The sequence below is a fragment of the Petralouisia muris genome (assembly GCF_004793545.1).
Lineage (GTDB): Bacteria > Bacillota > Clostridia > Lachnospirales > Lachnospiraceae > Petralouisia > Petralouisia muris.
The window spans coordinates 1-20,651 of sequence record NZ_SRYA01000033.1 but is presented as its reverse complement, the minus strand read 5'-3'; the positions used below and the strand labels follow the sequence as shown (position 1 = coordinate 20,651).

General features: G+C 46.4%; 16 protein-coding genes. All 16 read left to right on the top strand.

All coding sequences use genetic code 11. The features are described from left to right. Positions 1–1,155: an iron-containing alcohol dehydrogenase gene (locus tag E5329_RS16065; protein ID WP_135990490.1), complete on the top strand. Its 1,155-nt coding sequence runs from the start codon at positions 1–3 to the stop codon at positions 1,153–1,155. Positions 1,156–1,186: 31 nt separating this feature from the next. After that, positions 1,187–2,227: a 4-hydroxythreonine-4-phosphate dehydrogenase PdxA gene (pdxA, locus tag E5329_RS16060; protein WP_135990489.1), complete on the top strand. Its 1,041-nt coding sequence runs from the start codon at positions 1,187–1,189 to the stop codon at positions 2,225–2,227. A 12-nt stretch (positions 2,228–2,239) separates the two neighbouring features. Then, positions 2,240–3,496 (top strand): four-carbon acid sugar kinase family protein, encoded by a 1,257-nt coding sequence (locus E5329_RS16055; protein WP_135990488.1) that lies wholly within the window; start codon positions 2,240–2,242, stop codon positions 3,494–3,496. Positions 3,497–3,509: 13 nt separating this feature from the next. Beyond that, positions 3,510–4,418, top strand: coding sequence for a 4-hydroxy-tetrahydrodipicolinate synthase (gene dapA / locus E5329_RS16050; protein WP_135990487.1), 909 nt, complete (start codon positions 3,510–3,512; stop codon positions 4,416–4,418). Between the two features lies 1 nt (position 4,419). Then, positions 4,420–5,409, top strand: a complete 990-nt coding sequence (locus E5329_RS16045) for a hydroxyacid dehydrogenase (protein WP_135990486.1) — start codon at positions 4,420–4,422, stop codon at positions 5,407–5,409. A 24-nt stretch (positions 5,410–5,433) separates the two neighbouring features. Further along, positions 5,434–6,765: an SLC13 family permease gene (locus tag E5329_RS16040; protein ID WP_135990485.1), complete on the top strand. Its 1,332-nt coding sequence runs from the start codon at positions 5,434–5,436 to the stop codon at positions 6,763–6,765. 79 nt (positions 6,766–6,844) lie between these two features. Further along, positions 6,845–7,720: an MBL fold metallo-hydrolase gene (locus E5329_RS16035; protein ID WP_135990484.1), complete on the top strand. Its 876-nt coding sequence runs from the start codon at positions 6,845–6,847 to the stop codon at positions 7,718–7,720. 336 nt (positions 7,721–8,056) lie between these two features. Further along, positions 8,057–9,304: an ABC transporter substrate-binding protein gene (locus tag E5329_RS16030; protein ID WP_135990483.1), complete on the top strand. Its 1,248-nt coding sequence runs from the start codon at positions 8,057–8,059 to the stop codon at positions 9,302–9,304. A gap of 27 nt (positions 9,305–9,331) precedes the next feature. Continuing rightward, positions 9,332–10,267, top strand: coding sequence for a carbohydrate ABC transporter permease (locus E5329_RS16025; RefSeq protein ID WP_135990482.1), 936 nt, complete (start codon positions 9,332–9,334; stop codon positions 10,265–10,267). After that, a complete protein-coding gene (locus tag E5329_RS16020; RefSeq protein WP_135990481.1) occupies positions 10,267–11,088 on the top strand; it encodes a carbohydrate ABC transporter permease in 822 nt (273 codons plus the stop codon). Before E5329_RS16025 ends, E5329_RS16020 begins: the two co-directional genes overlap by 1 nt. 20 nt (positions 11,089–11,108) lie before the next feature. Then, entirely contained in the window at positions 11,109–14,189 is a 3,081-nt protein-coding gene (locus E5329_RS16015) for a glycoside hydrolase family 2 TIM barrel-domain containing protein (protein ID WP_135990480.1), read from the top strand. Positions 14,190–14,319: 130 nt separating this feature from the next. After that, positions 14,320–16,590: a glycoside hydrolase family 65 protein gene (locus E5329_RS16010; RefSeq protein ID WP_135990523.1), complete on the top strand. Its 2,271-nt coding sequence runs from the start codon at positions 14,320–14,322 to the stop codon at positions 16,588–16,590. Between the two features lie 32 nt (positions 16,591–16,622). After that, on the top strand, positions 16,623–17,495 hold the full coding sequence (locus tag E5329_RS16005) for a DMT family transporter (protein WP_135990479.1): 873 nt from the start codon (positions 16,623–16,625) through the stop codon (positions 17,493–17,495). 106 nt (positions 17,496–17,601) lie between these two features. Then, positions 17,602–18,240: a beta-phosphoglucomutase gene (pgmB, locus tag E5329_RS16000; RefSeq protein WP_135990478.1), complete on the top strand. Its 639-nt coding sequence runs from the start codon at positions 17,602–17,604 to the stop codon at positions 18,238–18,240. A gap of 106 nt (positions 18,241–18,346) precedes the next feature. After that, positions 18,347–19,339, top strand: coding sequence for a LacI family DNA-binding transcriptional regulator (locus E5329_RS15995; protein ID WP_135990477.1), 993 nt, complete (start codon positions 18,347–18,349; stop codon positions 19,337–19,339). 79 nt (positions 19,340–19,418) lie between these two features. Continuing rightward, positions 19,419–20,429 (top strand): M20/M25/M40 family metallo-hydrolase, encoded by a 1,011-nt coding sequence (locus E5329_RS15990; RefSeq protein WP_135990476.1) that lies wholly within the window; start codon positions 19,419–19,421, stop codon positions 20,427–20,429. Positions 20,430–20,651: the final 222 nt, after the last annotated feature.

Here is a 20,651-nt window from a genome sequence, read left to right as displayed (position 1 = left end):
ATGAACTATCAGAGCAAAATCCCGTCATGCGTATTCGGCGGAGAAGGCTGCATTGCGCGTATCAAGGATATCATTGAAAAAGAAAACGCGAAAAAAGCCATTATATTCACGGATCAGGGAGTCTGCGCAGCAGGACTTCTGGAGATTCTGACAGACCTCCTGGAACATGCCAAAACGCTTTATCAGGTATTTGACGCCCTTGCGTCAGAACCTTCTTACCAGGATGTGGAAAATACCATGAAAGAAGTGAAAGACTATTCCGGCGACCTGATAATTGCAATCGGCGGCGGAAGCGTAATGGATGCAGCCAAGCTTTGCAGCGTGTTAAAGGATGCGGATTACGCCGTAACTGATCTCCTGCACCATCCGGCGCTGGCAAAAAAGCAGATTCCCACTGTCATGATTCCCACAACCTGCGGAACGGGAGCCGAAGCCACCTGCAACGCGATTGTCGCAATCCCGGAAGAACAGTCTAAACAGGGAATTGTCAATGAAAACATGATTCCGGACTATGTAATTTTAGATCCCCAAATGATACGACGCCTTCCAAAATCAATTGTAGCCGCAACCGGAGTGGATGCGCTGGCCCATGCAGTGGAATGCTATACCTCCAGGAAGGCCACCCCCTTTTCCGATACCTACGCTCTGGCTTCCGCAAAACTGATTTTTCAGAACATCCGAAAAGCCTATCAGAATCCAGAGCATATGGAAGCAAAAAACAGCCTGCTTTTAGGCGCTTTTTACGGAGGAGTGGCGATTGCCGGAAGCGGAACCACCGCCGTGCACGCTCTGTCCTATCCTCTGGGCGGCAAATACCATATTGCTCACGGCGTATCCAACGCTATTTTATTTGCGCATGTTATGGAATTTAACAGAGATGCCTGTGAGACGCGCCTTGCGGCATTATGTGACGGCGTATATCCGGAATTGTCAAAACAAGCATCTTCGGAAAAGGCTCGCTATATCATTGAGCAGATTGCAGATATTGTGAAAGTGACGGAGATTCCCACAGATTTAGGGGAATTTGGGGTCAGGCCAAAAGATCTGGATTTTCTCGCTGAGGCAGGAAGCAGACAGCAGCGGCTTTTGGTAAACAACCGAAAAGAACTGAGCCTTGAGGATATCAGAGCTATTTACCAGAAGGTGCTGAAATAAAGACTCTGAAAGGTAGAAAGGAGAGCAAAATATGAAGCGGCCAATCATCGGAATTACGATGGGAGATCCGGCAGGAAACGGTTCCGAACTTACGGCGAAAGCCCTTTCCAATACAAACCTGTACCAAACCTGCCGGCCAGTGGTTATCGGGGATGCAGCCTGCATGGAAGATGCGGTCCGAATCGCCGGGAAACAGGGGCAGGTTTCCATACACGCCATACAAAATATCCAGGAAGCGGCCTTTACGGCCGGAACGATTGATGTATACCACATGGGGCTGGTTGACAAGGCAAAACATAAATTCGGACAAGTTTCTGAAATGTGCGGCGAAGCGGCGTTTCAATATGTGAAAAAAGTGATAGAACTGGCTCAGGCCGGGAAAATCGATGCAACCGTAACCAACGCCCTGAACAAAGAAGCCATCAACCTGGCCGGACATCATTATTCCGGACATACGGAAATTTATGCGAAATATACAAACACTGATAAGTATACCATGATGCTGGCCCATGAGAACCTACGGGTCGTCCATGTATCCACCCATGTTTCCCTGCGGGAAGCCTGCGACCGAGTAAAAAAAGACCGTGTACTGGAAGTCATTCGGATTGCCGACAGGGCCTGCAGGGATTTAGGCATTACAGCGCCAAAAATCGGCGTTGCAGGGCTGAACCCTCACTGCGGAGAAAACGGATTGTTCGGAACAGAAGAAATAGCAGAAATTCAGCCGGCAATTGAAGCGGCAATGGCAGAAGGCATTTGCATCCCGGAACAGAAACCAACGCCCCCGGACAGCATTTTTTCCAAGGCAATCGGCGGATGGTATGACATTGTGGTTGCAATGTACCATGATCAGGGACATATTCCTCTGAAAGTAAAAGGCTTTGTTTATAACCAAAACCTCAGGAAATGGGATGCCGTAGCCGGAGTCAACATAACTCTGGGAATTCCTATCATCCGGGTTTCTGTGGACCATGGAACTGGATTCGATCTGGCAGGCAAGGGAGAATCCAACGAATTAAGCCTTGTGAATGCGATAGATTACGCAATCAGGCTGGCTGCAAAGAAAACATAGCAGGAGGAGATTATGGTAAAGCTATTAATTATTGCAGATGATTTTACCGGCGCGCTGGACACAGGCATTCAATTTGTAAACAGAGGAATTGCCACACAGGTATTCACCGGCAAACCGGAGCGTCCCGCTGAAATCGCCGCGCAGACAGAAGTGCTTGTGGTGGATTCAGAGACAAGGCCAATGACGCCGGAATCAGCTTATGAGAACGTAAAAGAAATTACAGCATGGGCAAAAAGCCTAAATATTGAAATTATTTTTAAAAAGACAGATTCCGCTCTGCGGGGAAATATCGGAAGCGAACTGCAGGCAGTTTCAGATGGAAACAGGGAAAAAACGCTTTATTTCCTTCCTGGCTATCCTAAAATGGCTCGGCTGACCATCAACGGATTCCATTATATAAAAGAAACGCTGTTAGAACACAGCGTATTCGGGCAAGATCCCTTTGAACCTGTTACTCAGTCTTATATTCCGGATATTATCCGCCAGGAGAGCCAGATGTCCCTGCAGTGCATCGGAGGAGATGAACCCCTGAGCCGTATCAGCGGCAATCCTTCGGCAGTAATCTGTGATATCCGCCATCAGGAAGATATGGAAGCGCGGGTGGAAGAGCTGTTAGAGCGCGGGCAGCTTAAACTGATTGCCGGATGCGCGGCGTTAGCGGACAGCCTTGCCTCCAAAATTCCATTCCACAGAAATGCGCCCAATCAATGCCGACAGACCAATGGGCTGTTTGTGGCATGCGGAAGCCTGAACCGAATTACAGAACAACAGTTAATCTATGCGCAGAAAAACGGATTTACCCGCCAGCACCTGACCATAGAGCAAAAACTGCAAAAAGGTTATTATGACACATCGGCAGGCAAAGCATTTCTGCAGTACATACTGGAAACCTGCCGAAAGCATCCGCAAATGATCGTAGACTCCATGGGCGGCGAAGAAGCGATGGAGGCTTACCGGAAAAAATATGGCATTTCCATGCCAGACGTAAGGCGTCTGATCCCGGAAGCGCACGGGCAGATTGCAGATTTCCTTGCAAGAAATCACATGGATATTACCGTGCTTACCACAGGCGGGGATACCCTGATGGGATATATGAAGCTGATCGGCTGCACACAGATCCGGCCTGTCTGTGAAATTGAACCGGGAGTGGTAGTCTCAGAACTGGAAAACAGAGGTTTTCTACAACAGGTAATTTCCAAATCAGGCGGCTTCGGAACAGAAGACGTATTAGTTCGAATCGCGGAAAAAATCACGAATTTCAACAAATAAAGGAGACAAAACTATGGCAACTACAGAATTAAAAGGAATTATTACGCCGATTCTAACCCCAATGAACCCGGATGAAACCATTAATACAGAGGAACTCCGCAAACAGATTGACCGTCTGATTGACGGCAAAGTACACGGCATTTTCCCTTTCGGCACCAATGGCGAGGGTTACATCTTAAGCGAAAAAGAGAAATGCGAAGTATTAGAGCATACCATTGACCAGGTAAAGGGCAGGGTTCCGGTTTATGCAGGCACCGGATGCATCTCCACCGCTGATACCATCCGCATGAGCAAAGAGGCGGAAAAGCTTGGCGCAGATGTACTGTCCATTATCACTCCCAGCTTTGCCGTTGCCTCCCAGAAAGAACTGCAGGAGCACTACACAGAGGTGGCAAAGCATGTAAATACCCCAATTGTCCTTTACAACATTCCCGCGCGCACCGGTAATAAGCTGCTTCCTGAAACTGTCGCCCGGCTTGCCGCCGACGTTGATTTAATTATCGGCGCAAAAGATTCCAGCGGCGACTGGGAAAACCTGAAAGCCTACATTGCACAGACAAAGGAATTAAATAAAAAGTTTTATGTGTTGTCCGGAAATGATTCCCTCATCCTTCCCTCCTTAAAAGAAGGCGGTTCTGGAGGAATTGCAGGCTGTTCCAACGTATATCCCCATGTGCTTTCCTCTATCTATAACTTATTCCAGGAAGGCAGAATCCAGGAAGCGGAAAAAGCGCAGGAATCTATTGCCAGCTTCCGGGCGGTCTTCCAGTATGGCAACCCCAACACAGTAGTCAAAAAAGCTGTTTCCATGCTGGGCTATCCGGTAGGCAGCTGCAGAAAGCCTTTTAATTACCTCTGCCCGGAAGGAGAAGAGGCCCTTGCAAAAGTGTTAAAAGAGAATGCAGAGAAAGGGATGAAGTAATATGAAATTTGTCATGACTCAGGCAGTATGCGAAGAAGGGATGAACATGCTTGAAAACATCGCCGATATCCATGTGGCGGATGATCCGGAGCCCAATCATTATTTGGATGCTATGCAGGACGCAGACGCACTGATTGTGCGTATTGCGACATGCGATGGACAGGCCATTGCAAACAGCCCCAATCTGAAAGTCATCGGACGCACTGGCGTAGGATACGATTCTGTAGATGTGGCTGCAGCCACAGAACGGGGGATTCCGGTCATCATCACGCCGGGGGCAAACAACAGAAGCGTAGCGGAACATGCGGTGGCAATGATGTTCGCATTATCTAAAAATCTTATGGAAGCCCATCGGGAAATGTGCGCAGGAAACTGGGAAATCCGCGGGGCAAAAAAGGCGTTTGAGCTGGAAGGTAAAACCGCAGGGATTATCGGGCTTGGCGCAATCGGCCGGGAAACGGCCAAAATCTGCAAAGGCTGCGGAATGAAAATTGCCGCCTATGATCCCTTTCTGACAAAAGAGCAGGCAGTAGAGATGGAAGCGGAATATTACGAAGATTATACAGAATTGCTGAAAAACAGCGATATCGTGTCTATTCACGTTCCTCTTACCGAAGATACGAAAAATATGATTTCCAAAGAACAGTTACGGCTTATGAAACCAACTGCGCTGCTGATCAATTGCAGCCGGGGCGGTATCATAAACGAAGCAGATCTGGCGGAAGCGTTAAAGCAGGGAATGATTGCCGGAGCTGGAACCGACGTCTTCTGCCAAGAACCGCCTGCGGAAGACGACATGCTTCTGCAATGTCCAAATCTCATTGCAAGCCCGCATTCTGCAGCGCAGACAAGAGAAGCGGTAATTAAAATGGCTCAGATGTGCATAAAAGGCTGTCTTGCCGTTATAGAAGGAAAAAAATGGCCCTATGTAGCGGACAAATCCGTATACAGCCATGAAAAATGGAAAGAGGCTGCCTGGGCCGAATTATAAAAACAAAGATTGGGGGACTACCGGATGGATTCAAGTATTGTATCAATTATTATCGTGCTTATCATTATTGGATTATTTGTATGGAATAAACTGCCAATCAGCGTTGTGTCAATCGGAGGCTCCATCGCCATGGCGCTGTTTATTCCCGAGATGGAACTTTCCGCCGTTTACAGCGGCTTCAGCGCAACCGGATGGCCCATGGTGGTTGGAATGTGCATTGTAAGCGCCGCGCTTTTTGAAACCGGCATTGCAAGGCAGATAGGAGAACGGATCGGGAACTCTTTCCTGGCCAAAACAGAACGTCGATTTATCGTCACAGTCAGCGCTGTGTGCAGCCTGATGTCCGCATTTATGAGCAATAACGGAACTGTCGCCATCTGGATGCCGATTATCGCCATTGTAGCAGCCAATTCCAGCGGACGAATCCGTTCCAAAATGGTTATTTTTCCGGCGGGAACCTCTGCCATTATTGGCGGCGCATGCTCACTGATCGGCTCAACTTCCCAGCTTGCGGCTAACTCCGTGCTCCAGGGCTATGCCGGCTATGAAGAAGGCATGGGAATGTTTGATATGACTAAAATTATGCTGCCGGCGGCAATTGTTCAGGTTATTTTCTGGGGAACCCTGGGCTACAAGCTGCTTGACAAGGTATTAAAACCGGAAAGCCCTGACTTTGACAAGGGAAACATCTACGCAGCTTCCGAAATCCGGAACCTGGAGCAGAGCAGGGAAGCGGACGCGCCGGCCTTAAAAGGCAAACTTGCGCTTTTTACTATGATTTTATGCATCATCCTGTTTGTTTTAAGCGGTTTTATGCCATTTAAGACATACTTTAACATCGGAATTATCGGGCTTTTGGGCGCCGCCATCGTACTTGCGGCAGGATGCATTTCCGTGAAAAAAGCTTATGCCGATCTTCCCTGGGACGTGCTGGTCTGCATCGGAACCATTTCCGGCATTGGAACTGGTCTCGATGTTTCCGGCGGCGGCGCGCTGATTGCAAACTTTGTCTTAAATCTCTTCGGCGGACAGAACGCTTCCGTTGTTATGCTGACCATTGTAATCGCTCTCCTGACCAGCGTGCTGACCAATATTATGTCCAACAATGCAACTGCGGCCATGCTGACCCCGATTTGCATTGCAATTGCATTGTCTCTTGGAATCAGCCCGCTGCCCTGGGTTATTGTAATCGGCGCCTGCTCCAACCTTGCCATTGCCACTTCCTTCGGGACAGCTGTTAATATGCAGATTCTTCCGGCCGGTTACAAATTCTCAGACTTTGTTAAAATCGGCGGTCCGCTGCTTATCCTTCTGATCGCAGTGGCAACTGTCAGCAGCGTTGTATTTTTATTCTGATTGCAGCGCAATCGCAGAAGCGCCATATTTTATTTTTTGCAGCTACCGACAGCGTTGTATTTTTTCACGGAGGAACAAAATGCCAATAAAAGATGATTATGCGTCTTATCTCAAAAGACAAAAACAATTTCAGGAAAAACCCATTGCAAAATACTGGACCGAACAGGAAGCCCGGTACGTGGAACCTTTTCAGATTTTCGGCAATCTTTACTATGTGGGAGACAGCTGGGTATGCGTCCATCTTGTGGATACAGGAGACGGCCTTCTGCTGTTTGACGCGGGAAACTGCGGCGCGGAAGCCATGCTGATTCATAGCATCTGGGAGATGGGATTCCGTCCACAGGATGTAAAATGGATCATTCTCTCCCACGGCCATGTGGATCATTTTGGAGCGGCTCCTTTCTTCCGGAAGATGTTCGGAACTAAAATCTACCTGGGACAACCAGACGCTGAAATGTTTCGCACAGCGCCAGAACAATCCATGATACAGGAAAGCAGCAGCTGCATGGATATGCTCTTTGAGGCGGATCATGAAATTGAAGAGGGAGAAATCCTCATATTCGGAAATACAAGCATCCAGTTTTACCTTGTTCCTGGCCATACCAGAGGATGCATCTCCTGTTTTTTCAATGTTACAGACGGAATAAGCGTAAAACGGGCGGGATATTACGGCGGCTTCGGATTCAACACACTGCAGAAAGATTTTCTTCTGGAAATCGGCGATATAAAATTGGAGGCAAGAAAAGTCTACCTGAATTCCATCGACAAAGTAATTTCCCAGAAGGTAGACATTTTTATGGGAAATCATGCCTCCAACGTAAACTTACTGAAAAAAAGACAGTATATGCTCGAACATCCCGGAAAAAATCCCTTCCTGGATTCAGAAAGCTGGCGAAATTACCTGGAACAAAAAAAGCAGGAACTTCTGGATTTGGAAAAATCTGACAACTTATAACCACCATATACCCAGATAAAAAGTTTATATTTATCTTTTGCATAGCAGAAAGAAACAGCGTCAAATTGAGTGATGTAGATACATAACCGCTCAATTTGACGCTGTTTTTGCCTTTGTCATATTTGCCCTGATTCATTAAGAAATATTGCGTTTTCCATTTAAAGATGTTGAATCCATACTGATATCCTCTATATTTTTTATGCATACTGCACAAAAAAATATTTACTAAATTATGAAAATAGTAAAATTTTATTTTATTTACCAAGTAAATATTGATTTATTTACCAATTAATACTACAATAATTTTACCAAAACAACTTTAGAGGAGGAAATACTATGAGAAAGAAATTAGTGGCAATGTTAATTCTTGCAATGACAGGAACCATGTTCTTAGGCGGCTGCGGTTCAGACGGAGGCAGCGGTTCAGGCGGCGGAGACGGCAAAAGCGGCGGTAAGGTAAAAATCCGTTTTGCATCCTGGGATGAAGCAGAAGATGTAGACGCACAGCAGGCAGCCGTAGACAAGTTCAACGACGCCCACGACGACATTGAAGTGACTCTGGAAGCCTATGGCGGAGAATTCGATACCAAAATCAGCGCCGGAATGGGTTCAAACGATATGCCGGACGTGATGTACATGTGGAACTATCCTGCATATTCTCAAGGATTGGAGCCTCTGGATTCCTACATTGAGAAAGAAGGCGAAGATTACAAGAAGAACTTCTATGACACCCTCTGGAACTATAATTCCTACGACGGCAGCACCTACGGCATCCCAATCGGATTCACCACGCACGCGCTGTTCTATAATAAGGACATTTTTGCAGAAGCAGGCATTGCGGAGCCAACCAATGACTGGACCTGGGAAGATGTACAGGCAGCTTCCAAGACTATCACGGAAAAATGCGAAGGCAAGAAGGGATTTTCCTTCCAGATGAAACCGGACCCCTATGATTATGAAATGTACCTGTGGAGCAACGGGACAGCTTATGTAGACGCAGAAGGAACCTTAGAGGGCAACCTGAATTCCGACAAGGCAAAAGAGGTATTCCAGATGTTCCAGGATATGGAAAAAGACGGTTATGCAGTTGCAACAGAAAAGAGCGGAACAGATGAATTCCGCGCCGGCAACACCGGAATGTATGTATATGGCTCCTGGTCTATCAATACCTTAAAAGAAGACGGCGTAAACTTTGGCGTAGTAAATATTCCGTCTTTTGGAAACCAGACTTCTATTAGTATCTTAAGTTCCTCCGGAATCTCCATGTCCAAGGACAGCAAGAACAAAGAAGCTGCATGGGAATTCATTAAGTTCTGGACCAGCGAAGAGATGAATAAGGAAAGAATCGGCATGGAACTTCCGGTACTTTACTCTGTAGTAGAATCTGAAGGCATTATGGAACAGCCGGAATACGCACCGTTCTACACCATGCTGGAACAGAGCTCCGACTATACGCCATCCAGCTTTATTTACGAGAGCTGGTCTGAATTGTCAGAGAATCTTTCCCTTTCCTTTGAGCGGGTATTCAACCCAAGCGCAATGGAAAATGTATCTGATGTATTGGACGAAGCCGCGCAGCAGTAAGGTTACCCCGATAGGAGGGATTGAGGGATGAAGCAAAAACGTATATCCAGGAAAGCGATTCCGTACCTTTTTATTTTGCCATGGATCATCGGCTTTCTTGTATTTACCATCGGTCCGTTGATATTCTCCCTGATTATGAGTTTCTTCAACTGGCCTCTGGCAGCAGACCCGGAATTTGTGGGGTTTGGCAATTATATTGAAATGTTTACCAGCGACAAGCAGTTTTTTAAATCACTGACCATTAGCTTGAAATATGCAGCCATCTTTGTACCGCTGAATATGATTATTGCATTATTTCTGGCAATGCTGATTACACAGCCGGTCAGGGGCGTAAAGGTTTTTCGTACCATTTTCTACATCCCCACCGTTATATCAGGCGTAGCAGTATCCATTCTCTGGGGATGGATACTGAACGGGGATTACGGAGTGTTGAATTATCTTTTGTCCCTGCTTGGCATTGAAGGCCCCAAATGGCTGGTGGATCCCGCCTGGGCAATCCTTGCAGTCATTATTGCCAGTGCCTTTGGGGTAGGAAGTATGATGCTGATTTTCTACACGGATATTAAAAATATTCCCATTGACGTGTACGAAGCGGCTACCATTGACGGCGCAAACCCGGCAAGGCAGTTTTTCAGCATTACTCTTCCGATTATTACGCCGACTATTTTGTTTAACCTGATTACCTCCATTATCAGTTCCTTCCAGCAGGTAACGCTGGTAATGCTTCTGACTGGAGGAGGGCCTTTGAAATCCACGTATTTCTACGGCCTTTACACATACAATAACGCATTCAAGCACCATAAGCTTGGATATGCAAGCGCCAATGCATGGGTAATGTTTATTATTATCCTGTTCCTTACCGCACTGGTATTCAAATCGTCTTCTGCATGGGTATTCTATGAATCAGAAGCCGGCGGCGTGGCAAAGAAAGGGAAAAAATCAAAACGGGGAGGGAAACGCTGATGAAAATGTCTAAAGTCTCAAAAACCATTATTTACATCCTGCTTGGGATTATGGCGCTGTACTTCCTGTCACCTTTTGTCTACATGCTGTTTACGGCGTTTAAGACAGAGGCGGAAGCAGTGGCCTATCCGCCCAAGCTGTTTCCGGACAAATGGCTCTGGCAGAACTTTGCAGACGCCTGGAACGCGCAGCCTTTCGGCACATTTTTGTGGAATTCCCTGCTGGTTACCGTTGGAACTACCGTTGGCCAGGTAATTTCCTGTTCCCTGGTGGCATATGGATTTGCCCGGTTCAACTTCAAGGGTAAAAATGTGCTTTTTATGGTTCTTTTGTCCACCATGATGATTCCCTGGGACGTTACTATGATTCCTCAGTACATGGAATTTAAGATGTTTGGATGGATTAATACCTTAAAGCCGCTGATTATACCGGCATGGTTCGGTTCCGCCTACTATATATTCCTGATGAGACAGTTTTTGATGGGCATACCGAAGGATTTTGAAGAGGCGGCCCGGATTGACGGCGCCAACGCCTTCCAGATTTACTGGAAAATATTTATGCCGATTCTGAAGCCATCCTTGATTTTAGTAGGAGTTTTGAATATGATTAGCGTATGGAATGATTACCTTGGGCCGTTGATTTTCTTACAGGACAGAAGCAAATATACTCTGGCCCTTGGCCTTGCAGCATTTAAGGGAGTCCATGAGACACAGATTATCCCCATGCTCTGCATTACCATCATCATGATTATACCGCCGATCATTATATTTATCATCGCCCAGAAATACATTGTGGAGGGCACAAGCGGATCGATTAAATAAATTATCAAAGGAGAACTGTTATGTCAGGACGAGTAAAAAAACGATGGGAAGATCATTTACTGGAACACATCGGCAGAAGAGAAGCCCGTACCTCCTTTTACCGGGATTCTTCCCCAAGACTTACACTGAACGGCAAATGGAAATTTTTATATAGGGAAGCTCCCGAACTTTCTCCTGAAGGATTTATGAATAAGCAAGAAAGCACAGATGGATGGGACACAATTGATGTTCCATCCGTTTGGCAGTTAAGGGGATATGATCGGATGCATTACACAGATGTACTGTATCTCTTTCCGGTCAATCCGCCCTTTGTGCCAACGGAAAATCCGACAGGAATCTACAAGCGGACCTTTGAACTGAACAGCCAATGGCTGAACAATGACACTATTTTAAAGTTTCACGGAGTGGACAGCGCCTATGATGTCTGGATCAACGGGACGCATGCCGGATATGGAAAGGTAAGCCGCCTTGCCGCAGAATATGATATTACACATCTTGTCTGCGAGGGAGAAAATGATATCACTGTCCGGGTATACAAATGGTCTGACGGAACCTATCTGGAAGATCAGGATATGTGGTGGATGTCCGGAATTTTCCGTGACGTAGAGTTAGTGAATGAACCGAAGCAGGCTCTGCTGGACGTTCAGGTGAATGGAGATTTAGATGCAGCTTATGCCAATGGGATTCTGAAGGTAAAGATCCGCGCTAAGGAAGCAGACTGCCAGGGAACCTGGAAACTTTGCAAAAGTGATAAAATCTTTGCTGAAGTCACCAACAGCTCGGAAGCAGAAAAAGACGGCGCCCTTTCAGCAGACAACTGGGGTTCCGGGAACAAAGAAGCAATTGCCAGCGGCTCTTTTGAAACAAAAGACGGCAGTGCATCCATCGAAGAAATCATTCCAAAGGTTCAGAAATGGACGGCGGAAACCCCGGAACTTTATGACCTGCACATTTCCACCCAACAGCAGGAACTGTGCATACGCACAGGCTTCCGTAAAATAGAAATGATAGATAATAATTTCTGTGTGAACGGAATCCCGCTCTTACTGAACGGCGTCAACCACCATGATTATAACCCCAAAGAAGGCCGCAGCGTCACCTGCGAACAGATGAAGGAAGACGTGATCTTAATGAAGCGGCACAATATTAATGCGGTGCGCTGCTCTCATTATCCGGCCAACAGCTATTTCTATGATCTTTGCGATGAATACGGCCTTTATGTGATTGACGAAGCAGATCTGGAATGCCATGGCTTTGAGTGGGTGGAACGCTATACCTGGATCACTGACGATCCTTCCTGGGAACAAGCGTATGTGGACCGCAGCGTCCGCATGGTAAAACAGGACAGGAACCATCCCTGCATCATTATGTGGTCCATGGGCAATGAATCCTCGTTTGGCTGTAATTTCCGCAGTGCGGCAAAAGCGATTCGGGAATTGGACGATACCAGGCTGATTCACTATGAAGGAGACTTTGAAGCAGAGGTGACAGACGTCTATTCCACCATGTACACAAGGCTTGCGCCTCTGGAAAAAATTGCAGCAACCACGGAAAAAGGAAATAAGCCCCATGTGATGTGCGAATACGGCCATGCCATGGGAAACGGCCCGGGAGGGCTGGAAGCCTATCAAAACCTTTACCGCAAATACAAACGTCTTCAGGGAGGCTTTTTGTGGGAGTGGTATGACCATGGCATTTACACGGAAAAAGACGGCAAAGCTTATTACCGTTACGGCGGAAATTACGGAGATTTCCCAACCAACGGAAATTTCTGCATTGACGGAATTCTGATGCCGGATCGTACTCCTTCTCCGGCCCTGTTAGAATACAAGCAGGTAATCGCACCCATTGAAGTAACAAGGATCAAAGGAAAACAACGGGAAATCCGGCTGAAAAATTATTACAATTTCCGTTCCATGGACGGGCTGTACCTGAACTGGGAAATTGAAGGAGGCGGCAGCTCCATCCAAACTGGCAGAATAGATGCCCTGGATGCAAAACCAGGTGAGGCTCAGACCGTAACGATACCCTATGAGGAATTTACTCCAAAAGCAAATACCCATTATTACCTGAACCTTTCCATACGGGAAAAAGAAGCGGTTTCCTATGCCAAAGCAGACCATGAAATTTCCTATGTACAATTTGAACTGGAAGAAAAACAAATCTGCTTCTCGAAACGTCCAGCAGGAGAAGCTTTAAAGATAACGGAAAAAGACGGCGTCCTTACCATAGAAAATGATAAGCTCTGCGTCAGATTCCATACCGTATTCGGAACGCTGTTATCCGTGTCCGCAGAAGGAGAAGATTACCTGACTGCAGGACCCGAAATGACTGTGTACCGGGCCACCATTGATAATGATATGTACAAAAAGGATGACTGGATGAACAAATATTTTATCCAGAAATCCAGTGAACAGAATGCAGGATTCTCCTGGAAGGAACAAGAGGGCAGGGCGATCGTTACCATCCAAAAAGACTTCGGATGCCTGAACCAGTCCTGGGGCTATGAATGCACCTATGAATATCAGATTTATCCCTGCGGCCACCTGGAAGTGCATTTAGATGCAAAGCAATTCCAGCGGGGAAAACTGGAACCGGAATTTCTGCCTCGTCTCGGCGTTAAAATGCGGGGAGGTCAGGCGTTACAGCAAACAATCTGGGAGGGCATGGGTCCCGGTGAAAATTATCCGGACAGCAAACGGGCCTGCACCATGGGCATATACCAAAACACTGTGGAGGGCATGGGCACAAATTATGTGTATCCTCAGGAGAACGGTCATCGGGAAAATGTTCGGTGGTTTGGCATTGGAAACGGCGCAAAAACTCTGCTGTGCACCATGGAGCGCCCGCTGGGATTGAACCTTTCCAACTATACCGATGAAACCATTGAGCAGGCAGCCCACCCCTTTGAAATGGAACCTGCCGAAGATGTGATGATCCACCTGGATTACAAACACTCAGGACTTGGCAGCAACAGCTGCGGAGAAGAGCAGCTGGAAGCGTTTAAAGTGAAGCGGGAAGATTTCACTATGGCGTTTCGGCTGCAGATTGTGAACCAAGGAGAGGAGCGGCAGGAAGCGTCAAAGAGATATTTGCATTAATGTTATTTTTCATTTGGAAACGGACGGCAACTGAATATAGAAATAAAATTTTTAGCTAGAAAGAAAGGAGACTCCATTGAGCAATCAATTTTCAGAAAAACTTCAGGAATATTTAAGCAGCGGCCAGTGGATGGTTGTGCAGGACAATTACAATCCTTATGAGAATCTCAAATATGAAAGTCTGTTCTGCTTAACCAACGGTTACCTCGGTACCAGAGGAAGTCATGAAGAAGGCACTGCAAGAAGTATTCCCTGTACTTATATCAACGGAGTTTTTGACAAGTCAGAAACATTTATGCGGGAACTGGCTAACATGCCTAACTGGCTGACCCTTAAGCTCTATGTGGAAAAAGAATTAATCGGCATTGAAAACTGCGACATACTCTCATTCACGCGAGCGCTGAACATGAAGCGGGGCTGTCTTGTGAAAAGCGTCTGCCTCCGGGACCGGAAAGGCCGGGAAACCAGAGTGGAAAGTGTGCGTTTTATCAGCCGTGCGCATGTACACCGTATGGCAGTCCGACTGTATGTAACGCCCTTAAATTACAGCGGAATTATAGAAATTGAAAATATCATTGACGGCACTGTCATTAACTTCTGCGATGCGCCCCGGTTCAAGGTAAAACATACTTACCTGACAAAAAATGAAGCATTGGATGAATCAGGCGCATACCTGGAAGTGGCAACCAGAGACAACCATCTCCATGAGGGCTGCGGCACGGTTGTCCAGGCGGTTCAGGAAGGAAAAGACGTTGTCAAAACTAATGTATTTCATGATTTCGGAGAACAGGCAGTGGAATTCCTTGACTTTGACGCATGTCAGGGAGAAACTGCAGAACTCACCAAATATGCTGTGATCTATACGGAACGTGAAGTGAAAAAAGAAGCCCTGAAAGAAACCATTCAGCAGGAAATGAAGGGCTTCCTTCAGACAGGGTTTGAGGCGGAATTTGAACTGCATCAGAAAGCTTGTGAAGCGCTCTGGAAAGAAGCAGATATTCAGATTGAAGGAGACGAGGAACTGAATAAAGCCATCCGCTTTAATGTATTCCATCTGATGAGCACTGCCAGCGAATCCGATTCCCATGTAAATATCGGAGCCAAGCTTCTTCACGGTGAAGAGTACGGCGGGCACGCTTTCTGGGATACAGAGCTTTTCATGCTGCCGTTTTTTGCCTATACATTTCCCAAAAAGGCCCGCAGACTGGAAACCTATCGTTACCACCTTCTGGACGCTGCCCGGGGGAACGCTCAAAAAAATGGCTTTCAGGGAGCCCAATACCCCTGGGAATCTGCAGACGACGGCACAGAACAGTGCCCGGACTGGACCATTGAGCCGGACGGAACCTGTTACCGCTGCTATGTTGCTGTCTATGAGCACCATGTAACGGCAGCCGTTGCTTTTGGCATTGCCAATTATGTGAGAATTACCAAAGACACCGATTTTCTTCTGCATATGGGAGCGGAAATCCTGATGGAAACAGCCAGGTTCTGGATGAGCCGCTGCCAGTATATCGAAGAAAAAAACCGTTACGAAATCCACAAGGTAACAGGCCCTGACGAATGGCATGAACCGGTGGACAACAATGTTTACACCAATTATCTGGCAAGATGGAACCTGCGCTATGTGATAGCCCTGGCAGAGCAGTTAGAACAGGAGCATCCTGAGGAGTACAGAAATCTTGCTGAAAAGATACATCTTACCAAAGAAGAAATTGCCTCCTGGCAGCAGGTGCAGGGTAAAATCTATCTGCCAAAAAAGGAAGGCACACAGCTATTAGAACAATTTGAAGGATATTTTGACTTAAAAGAAGTCCTCATTGAAAAATATGACAAAAACGACTGGCCCATCCGGCCGGAGGCGTTAAAAACCACAAAGACAAGCCAGACACAGATTATCAAACAGGCGGATGTGGTAATGCTTCTGCATCTTCTGGGAGAAGAATTTGACGAAGAAACCACGAAGCTGAATTACAGCTATTATGAAAAACGCACCATGCACGGTTCTTCCTTAAGCCCCAGCATTTATGCTATTATGGGCCTGAAAGTGGGCGACGCATCCAAAGCTTATCGCTATTTGCGTCGGGCGGCGTTTCTGGATCTGGTGGATCTTCAGGGCAATACAAGAGAAGGAATCCATGCGGCAAACGCTGGCGGCGTGTGGCAGACGGTAGTCTTCGGTTTTGCAGGGTTATCCACAGATGACGCTGGAAGGCTGCACATTAATCCAAAGCTGCCAGAAGAGTGGAAGGGCCTGACTTTCCGGATTCACTGCCCCGAAAGCTGGCTTCAAATCCACATTGACGGGGAGCAGCATGTGGATATCACGGTTCTGGATGGAAAAGAAGTGGATATCCTTGTCAATGGAAAAGCCGTGAAAGCGCATAAAGCAGATGCCTAACATGTATTTCGTTAGAAAGGAAGGTTAAAATCATGAAAAAATATCTTGCAATTGCAGGCCTGATTGCCGTTACAGTCATTTGGGGAGGCGGGTTTGTAGCCAGCGATATGGCTCTGGAAAGCCTTCGCCCCTTCCAGATCATGGCAATTCGGTTTCTGCTGGCCACCCTCCTGATGGGCGCCGCAAGCATCCGGGAGCTGAAAGGCATAGACTTTAAAGAAATCCGGGCCGGCGTCTTGATGGGATGCGCCCTTTTCGTAGGTTTTGCCTTTCAGATCGTAGGGCTTCAGTACACCACGCCCTCCAAAAATGCATTTTTAACGGCTCTGAACGTAGTAATGGTGCCTTTTATCGCCTTTGTTATTTTAAGAAAGAAAATCAGCATCAAAAGCATTGCAGGAGCAGTCATGGCTATTCTGGGCGTAGGGCTGTTATCTCTGGAAAAAGATTTGTCGCTGGGCGTCGGAGACGCATTAACGCTGGTTTGCGCCGTAGGTTTTGCCTTCCAGATATTTTTCACCAGTGAATTTGTGAAGAAATATCGGGTCGTAGTACTGAATTTCATACAGATGCTGACAGCAGTTGTTTTATCCGTTGTCAGTTTGTTCCTTTTTGGGGAAACCAAATTCCAGGTAACCTCCAAAGGATGGCTCAGCGTTCTTTACCTTGGAGTCATCAGCACCGCTTTGTGTTATCTTTTACAGACTGCCAGTCAGAAATACGTGGATGAAACCAAGGCCGCAATTATCCTGTCCATGGAATCCGTATTTGGAACTATGTTTTCCATTCTGATTCTCCATGAACAGGTAACCCTGCGGATGGTTTGCGGATGCATAATTATCCTTGCAGCCGTTCTTGTATCGAATCTGGCGGACGCACAGGCAGAGCCGGAAACGGAAGGATAAACGCTGAACACTTAATAACCGGATTTTACTTTATGGGACGAAAAACGCTGATGTTACCTTGAAGATCATAGGGAAAGCGTTGCAATTATTTAAAGGAGTATGAACATTGAGATATCGAGCAATTATATTTGATTTAGACGGAGTTATCTGCCATACCGACAAATACCACTATATGGCCTGGAAACAGGTGGCGGATGAGCTTCATATTTATTTTGATGAAACCATTAACAACCGCCTCCGCGGAGTGAGCCGCATGGAAAGTTTCGAGATTATCTTAGAACGTTATGACGGCACAATGAGCCAGGAAGAAAAAATAAAATATACCACGCAGAAAAATGAAGTATACAAAGAACTTCTGAAAAATATGAGCCCTGCAGACCTGTCAGATGAGGTAAAGGAAACCCTTGACGCGCTGCGAGAGCAGGGCCATAAGCTGGCTATTGGCTCTTCCAGCAAAAATGCAGGGTTCATCCTGAATCAACTGGGACTGGGAGATTACTTTGATGCAGTTTCCGACGGAAATAATATTACAAATTCCAAACCGGACCCGGAAGTATTCGTCAAAGCGGCTCAATTTGTAGGGGAAAACCCCAAGGACTGCCTTGTGGTAGAAGATGCAAAGGCAGGGCTGGAAGCGGCTATTGCAGGCGGCATGGAATGCGCAGCCATCGGAGACGCTGTCTCCTGCGGCCTTGCAACCTGGAACCTGAATACCTTTTCTGACCTGAAAAAAGTAACAGGCTAAGCCGCTTTTTTGGACTTTCAGCACACTTGTAAACCCATGATAAATATGTTAGAATTACTCTGAAAAAACAGGGTGTTATATTATTAATTATGGAGTGTAAAGTGGAATGTCAACGATTAAAGATATTGCAGAATTGGCAGAAGTTTCTGTTGCAACCGTATCCAGGGTTCTGAATTATGACGACACGCTGACCGTACAGGAAGAAACCCGGAAAAAAGTATTCGAAGCTGCAGAACAGCTGGAATACCATATGAAAGAGAAAAAAAAACGCAGGCGCAAATTAAAGCTGGGAGTCATCTGTTCCTATTCCCCGGAAGAAGAACTGGAAGACCCCTTCTACCTGGCGGTACGGATTGCTATAGAAAAAGAAATAGAAGACAGGAATTATAAAAGGGTGCCTTTAAGCATTGAAGATGGAATGCAGCAATTTTCCGCAGTAGACGGGATTATTTGTCTTGGCACATTCAGCCGGACAACGGTCCAGAAAATTGATGATACCCAAAAGCCCCACATTTATGTTGACACTATCGGAAACCGCAACACCGGAGATTCCATTATCACAGACTTAAGGATTGCGGTAGAGCAGGTGATGGAATACCTCTGGTCTTTAGGACATCGCCGGATTGGCTTTGTTGGAGGAAATGAACTTGATTCAGACGGAAATGAGATTCTGGATTCCAGGCTTCCCACCTATCAGCGTTTTCTGACTGAAAAAAACGCTCTTCAGGAAGCATATATCAAAATCGACGGCTATACCTCAAGGCACGGTTACCGGATGATGAAAGAAATTTTAGAAGAAACAGAGCGGCCCACAGCCATATTTGCAGCCAATGACTCTCTGGCTGTGGGCTGTTACCGGGCCATTCAGGAAATTGGTCTTCAGATTCCAGAGGATATCAGTGTCATCGGCTTTAACGATATCTCCATGGCAAAATATCTGGCTCCGCCGCTGACTACGGTTCATGTCCACATGAATTTCATAGGACGGCAGGCAGTAAAAATGCTGGTAGAACGCATCCAGTTAGAACGAAAAGTAAACATCCATGTCTCTGTCTCCACGGAACTTGTAATCCGAAAAAGTGTGTGCAGGGCAGATTGATATATAAGCCTTTTACATAGCAGATTAGAGCGTGTTTGAAAAACGCAGGCAGAGCAGATTGACAAGAGGACAGACTAAAATGAATGAACATTTTTTAAATCATATATTAAGTGAAATCTCTGTATCCGGCTGCGAAGGGCCGGTACAGGAGACGATAAAATCCTACATGAAGGACTATGCAGATACCATACAGGAAGACGAAATCGGTGACGTTATCTGTATCTTAAACCCGGAAAGCAGTACGAAAATCATGCTGTCTGCACATGCCGATGAAATCGGGGCAATTATCTCAAATATTACAGAAAAAGGACGGCTTCAGGTGGTAAACCGAGGCGGTATTATCCCCTTTACCTATCCAGGGCAGCAGGTGATGATCCTCACAAAGCAGGGCATGGTCTACGGCGCGGTAGAAGCAAGGCGGGAATTCTTTGACAACAAAGAATTGACAGCAAAAGATTTTCTGATAGATATCGGCGCAAAAACAAAGGAAGAAGCATTGACCCAGGTGTCTCTGGGAGACGCCGTAGCCTTAGATACCCATATCCGCCCCATGATGAACGGAAGGTTCACCGCACGGGCCTTAGATGACAGACTGGGCGTTTTCATTATTATGGAGGCTCTTCGCAGAGCGAAGGAAAAAGGCTGTACCGCAGGGGTATACGCCGCATCCACCGTGGGAGAAGAGACCACTAAAAACGGCGCATACTGGTGCAGCTCCAGAATCAATCCCAATCTTGCAGTGGTGGTAGACGTGACCTACTGCAGCGACTACGGGGATAAAGAAACTTCAGAAGCCGGAACTGTAACATTGGGTGGCGGCCCCGTTCTCTGCAACAGTCCAACCGTTACACAGAAATTAAACCGGAAAATGGAAAATTGCGCCGCAAACATGCAGATTTCCATCCAGACGGAAGCGGCCAGCGGCCTGACCTATACCGATGGAGACAAAATCCATTTCACCAATCAGGGAATTCCCATTGTACTGGTGTCCATTCCCCTGCGGTATATGCATACCCCTGCTGAGGTTGCAGATAAAAAGGATGTGGAAGATTGCATTGAATTGATTGCAGAGTTTTTGTGTCAGTATTGATGCTTTCTGCTAAATATAAACCCGTGAACGAAATGATTTGCCAACAAGTTTTCACTATTTCAAAAAGATCCGCAAATCATTTGGAAAATAAGTATGCTCTTGAGTAGAGCTGAATTTACATTGATAAAAGTCCTGCATCATTTTATGGATTGATGCAGGATTTTTTACTTTATAGGAAATTGCGATTTTTGAGGAGAGAAAAAGAACAAGAGTTTACCGAAC

Coding starts and splice junctions, on each gene's coding strand:
- E5329_RS16010 (WP_135990523.1), top strand. CDS start 14,320: ATGGTTGTGCAGGACAATTACAATCCTTATGAGAATCTCAAATATGAA.
- E5329_RS16015 (WP_135990480.1), top strand. CDS start 11,109: ATGTCAGGACGAGTAAAAAAACGATGGGAAGATCATTTACTGGAACAC.
- E5329_RS15995 (WP_135990477.1), top strand. CDS start 18,347: ATGTCAACGATTAAAGATATTGCAGAATTGGCAGAAGTTTCTGTTGCA.
- E5329_RS16020 (WP_135990481.1), top strand. CDS start 10,267: ATGAAAATGTCTAAAGTCTCAAAAACCATTATTTACATCCTGCTTGGG.
- E5329_RS16035 (WP_135990484.1), top strand. CDS start 6,845: ATGCCAATAAAAGATGATTATGCGTCTTATCTCAAAAGACAAAAACAA.
- E5329_RS16025 (WP_135990482.1), top strand. CDS start 9,332: ATGAAGCAAAAACGTATATCCAGGAAAGCGATTCCGTACCTTTTTATT.
- E5329_RS16030 (WP_135990483.1), top strand. CDS start 8,057: ATGAGAAAGAAATTAGTGGCAATGTTAATTCTTGCAATGACAGGAACC.
- E5329_RS16065 (WP_135990490.1), top strand. CDS start 1: ATGAACTATCAGAGCAAAATCCCGTCATGCGTATTCGGCGGAGAAGGC.
- E5329_RS16045 (WP_135990486.1), top strand. CDS start 4,420: ATGAAATTTGTCATGACTCAGGCAGTATGCGAAGAAGGGATGAACATG.
- E5329_RS15990 (WP_135990476.1), top strand. CDS start 19,419: ATGAATGAACATTTTTTAAATCATATATTAAGTGAAATCTCTGTATCC.
- E5329_RS16040 (WP_135990485.1), top strand. CDS start 5,434: ATGGATTCAAGTATTGTATCAATTATTATCGTGCTTATCATTATTGGA.
- E5329_RS16005 (WP_135990479.1), top strand. CDS start 16,623: ATGAAAAAATATCTTGCAATTGCAGGCCTGATTGCCGTTACAGTCATT.
- dapA (WP_135990487.1), top strand. CDS start 3,510: ATGGCAACTACAGAATTAAAAGGAATTATTACGCCGATTCTAACCCCA.
- pdxA (WP_135990489.1), top strand. CDS start 1,187: ATGAAGCGGCCAATCATCGGAATTACGATGGGAGATCCGGCAGGAAAC.
- E5329_RS16055 (WP_135990488.1), top strand. CDS start 2,240: ATGGTAAAGCTATTAATTATTGCAGATGATTTTACCGGCGCGCTGGAC.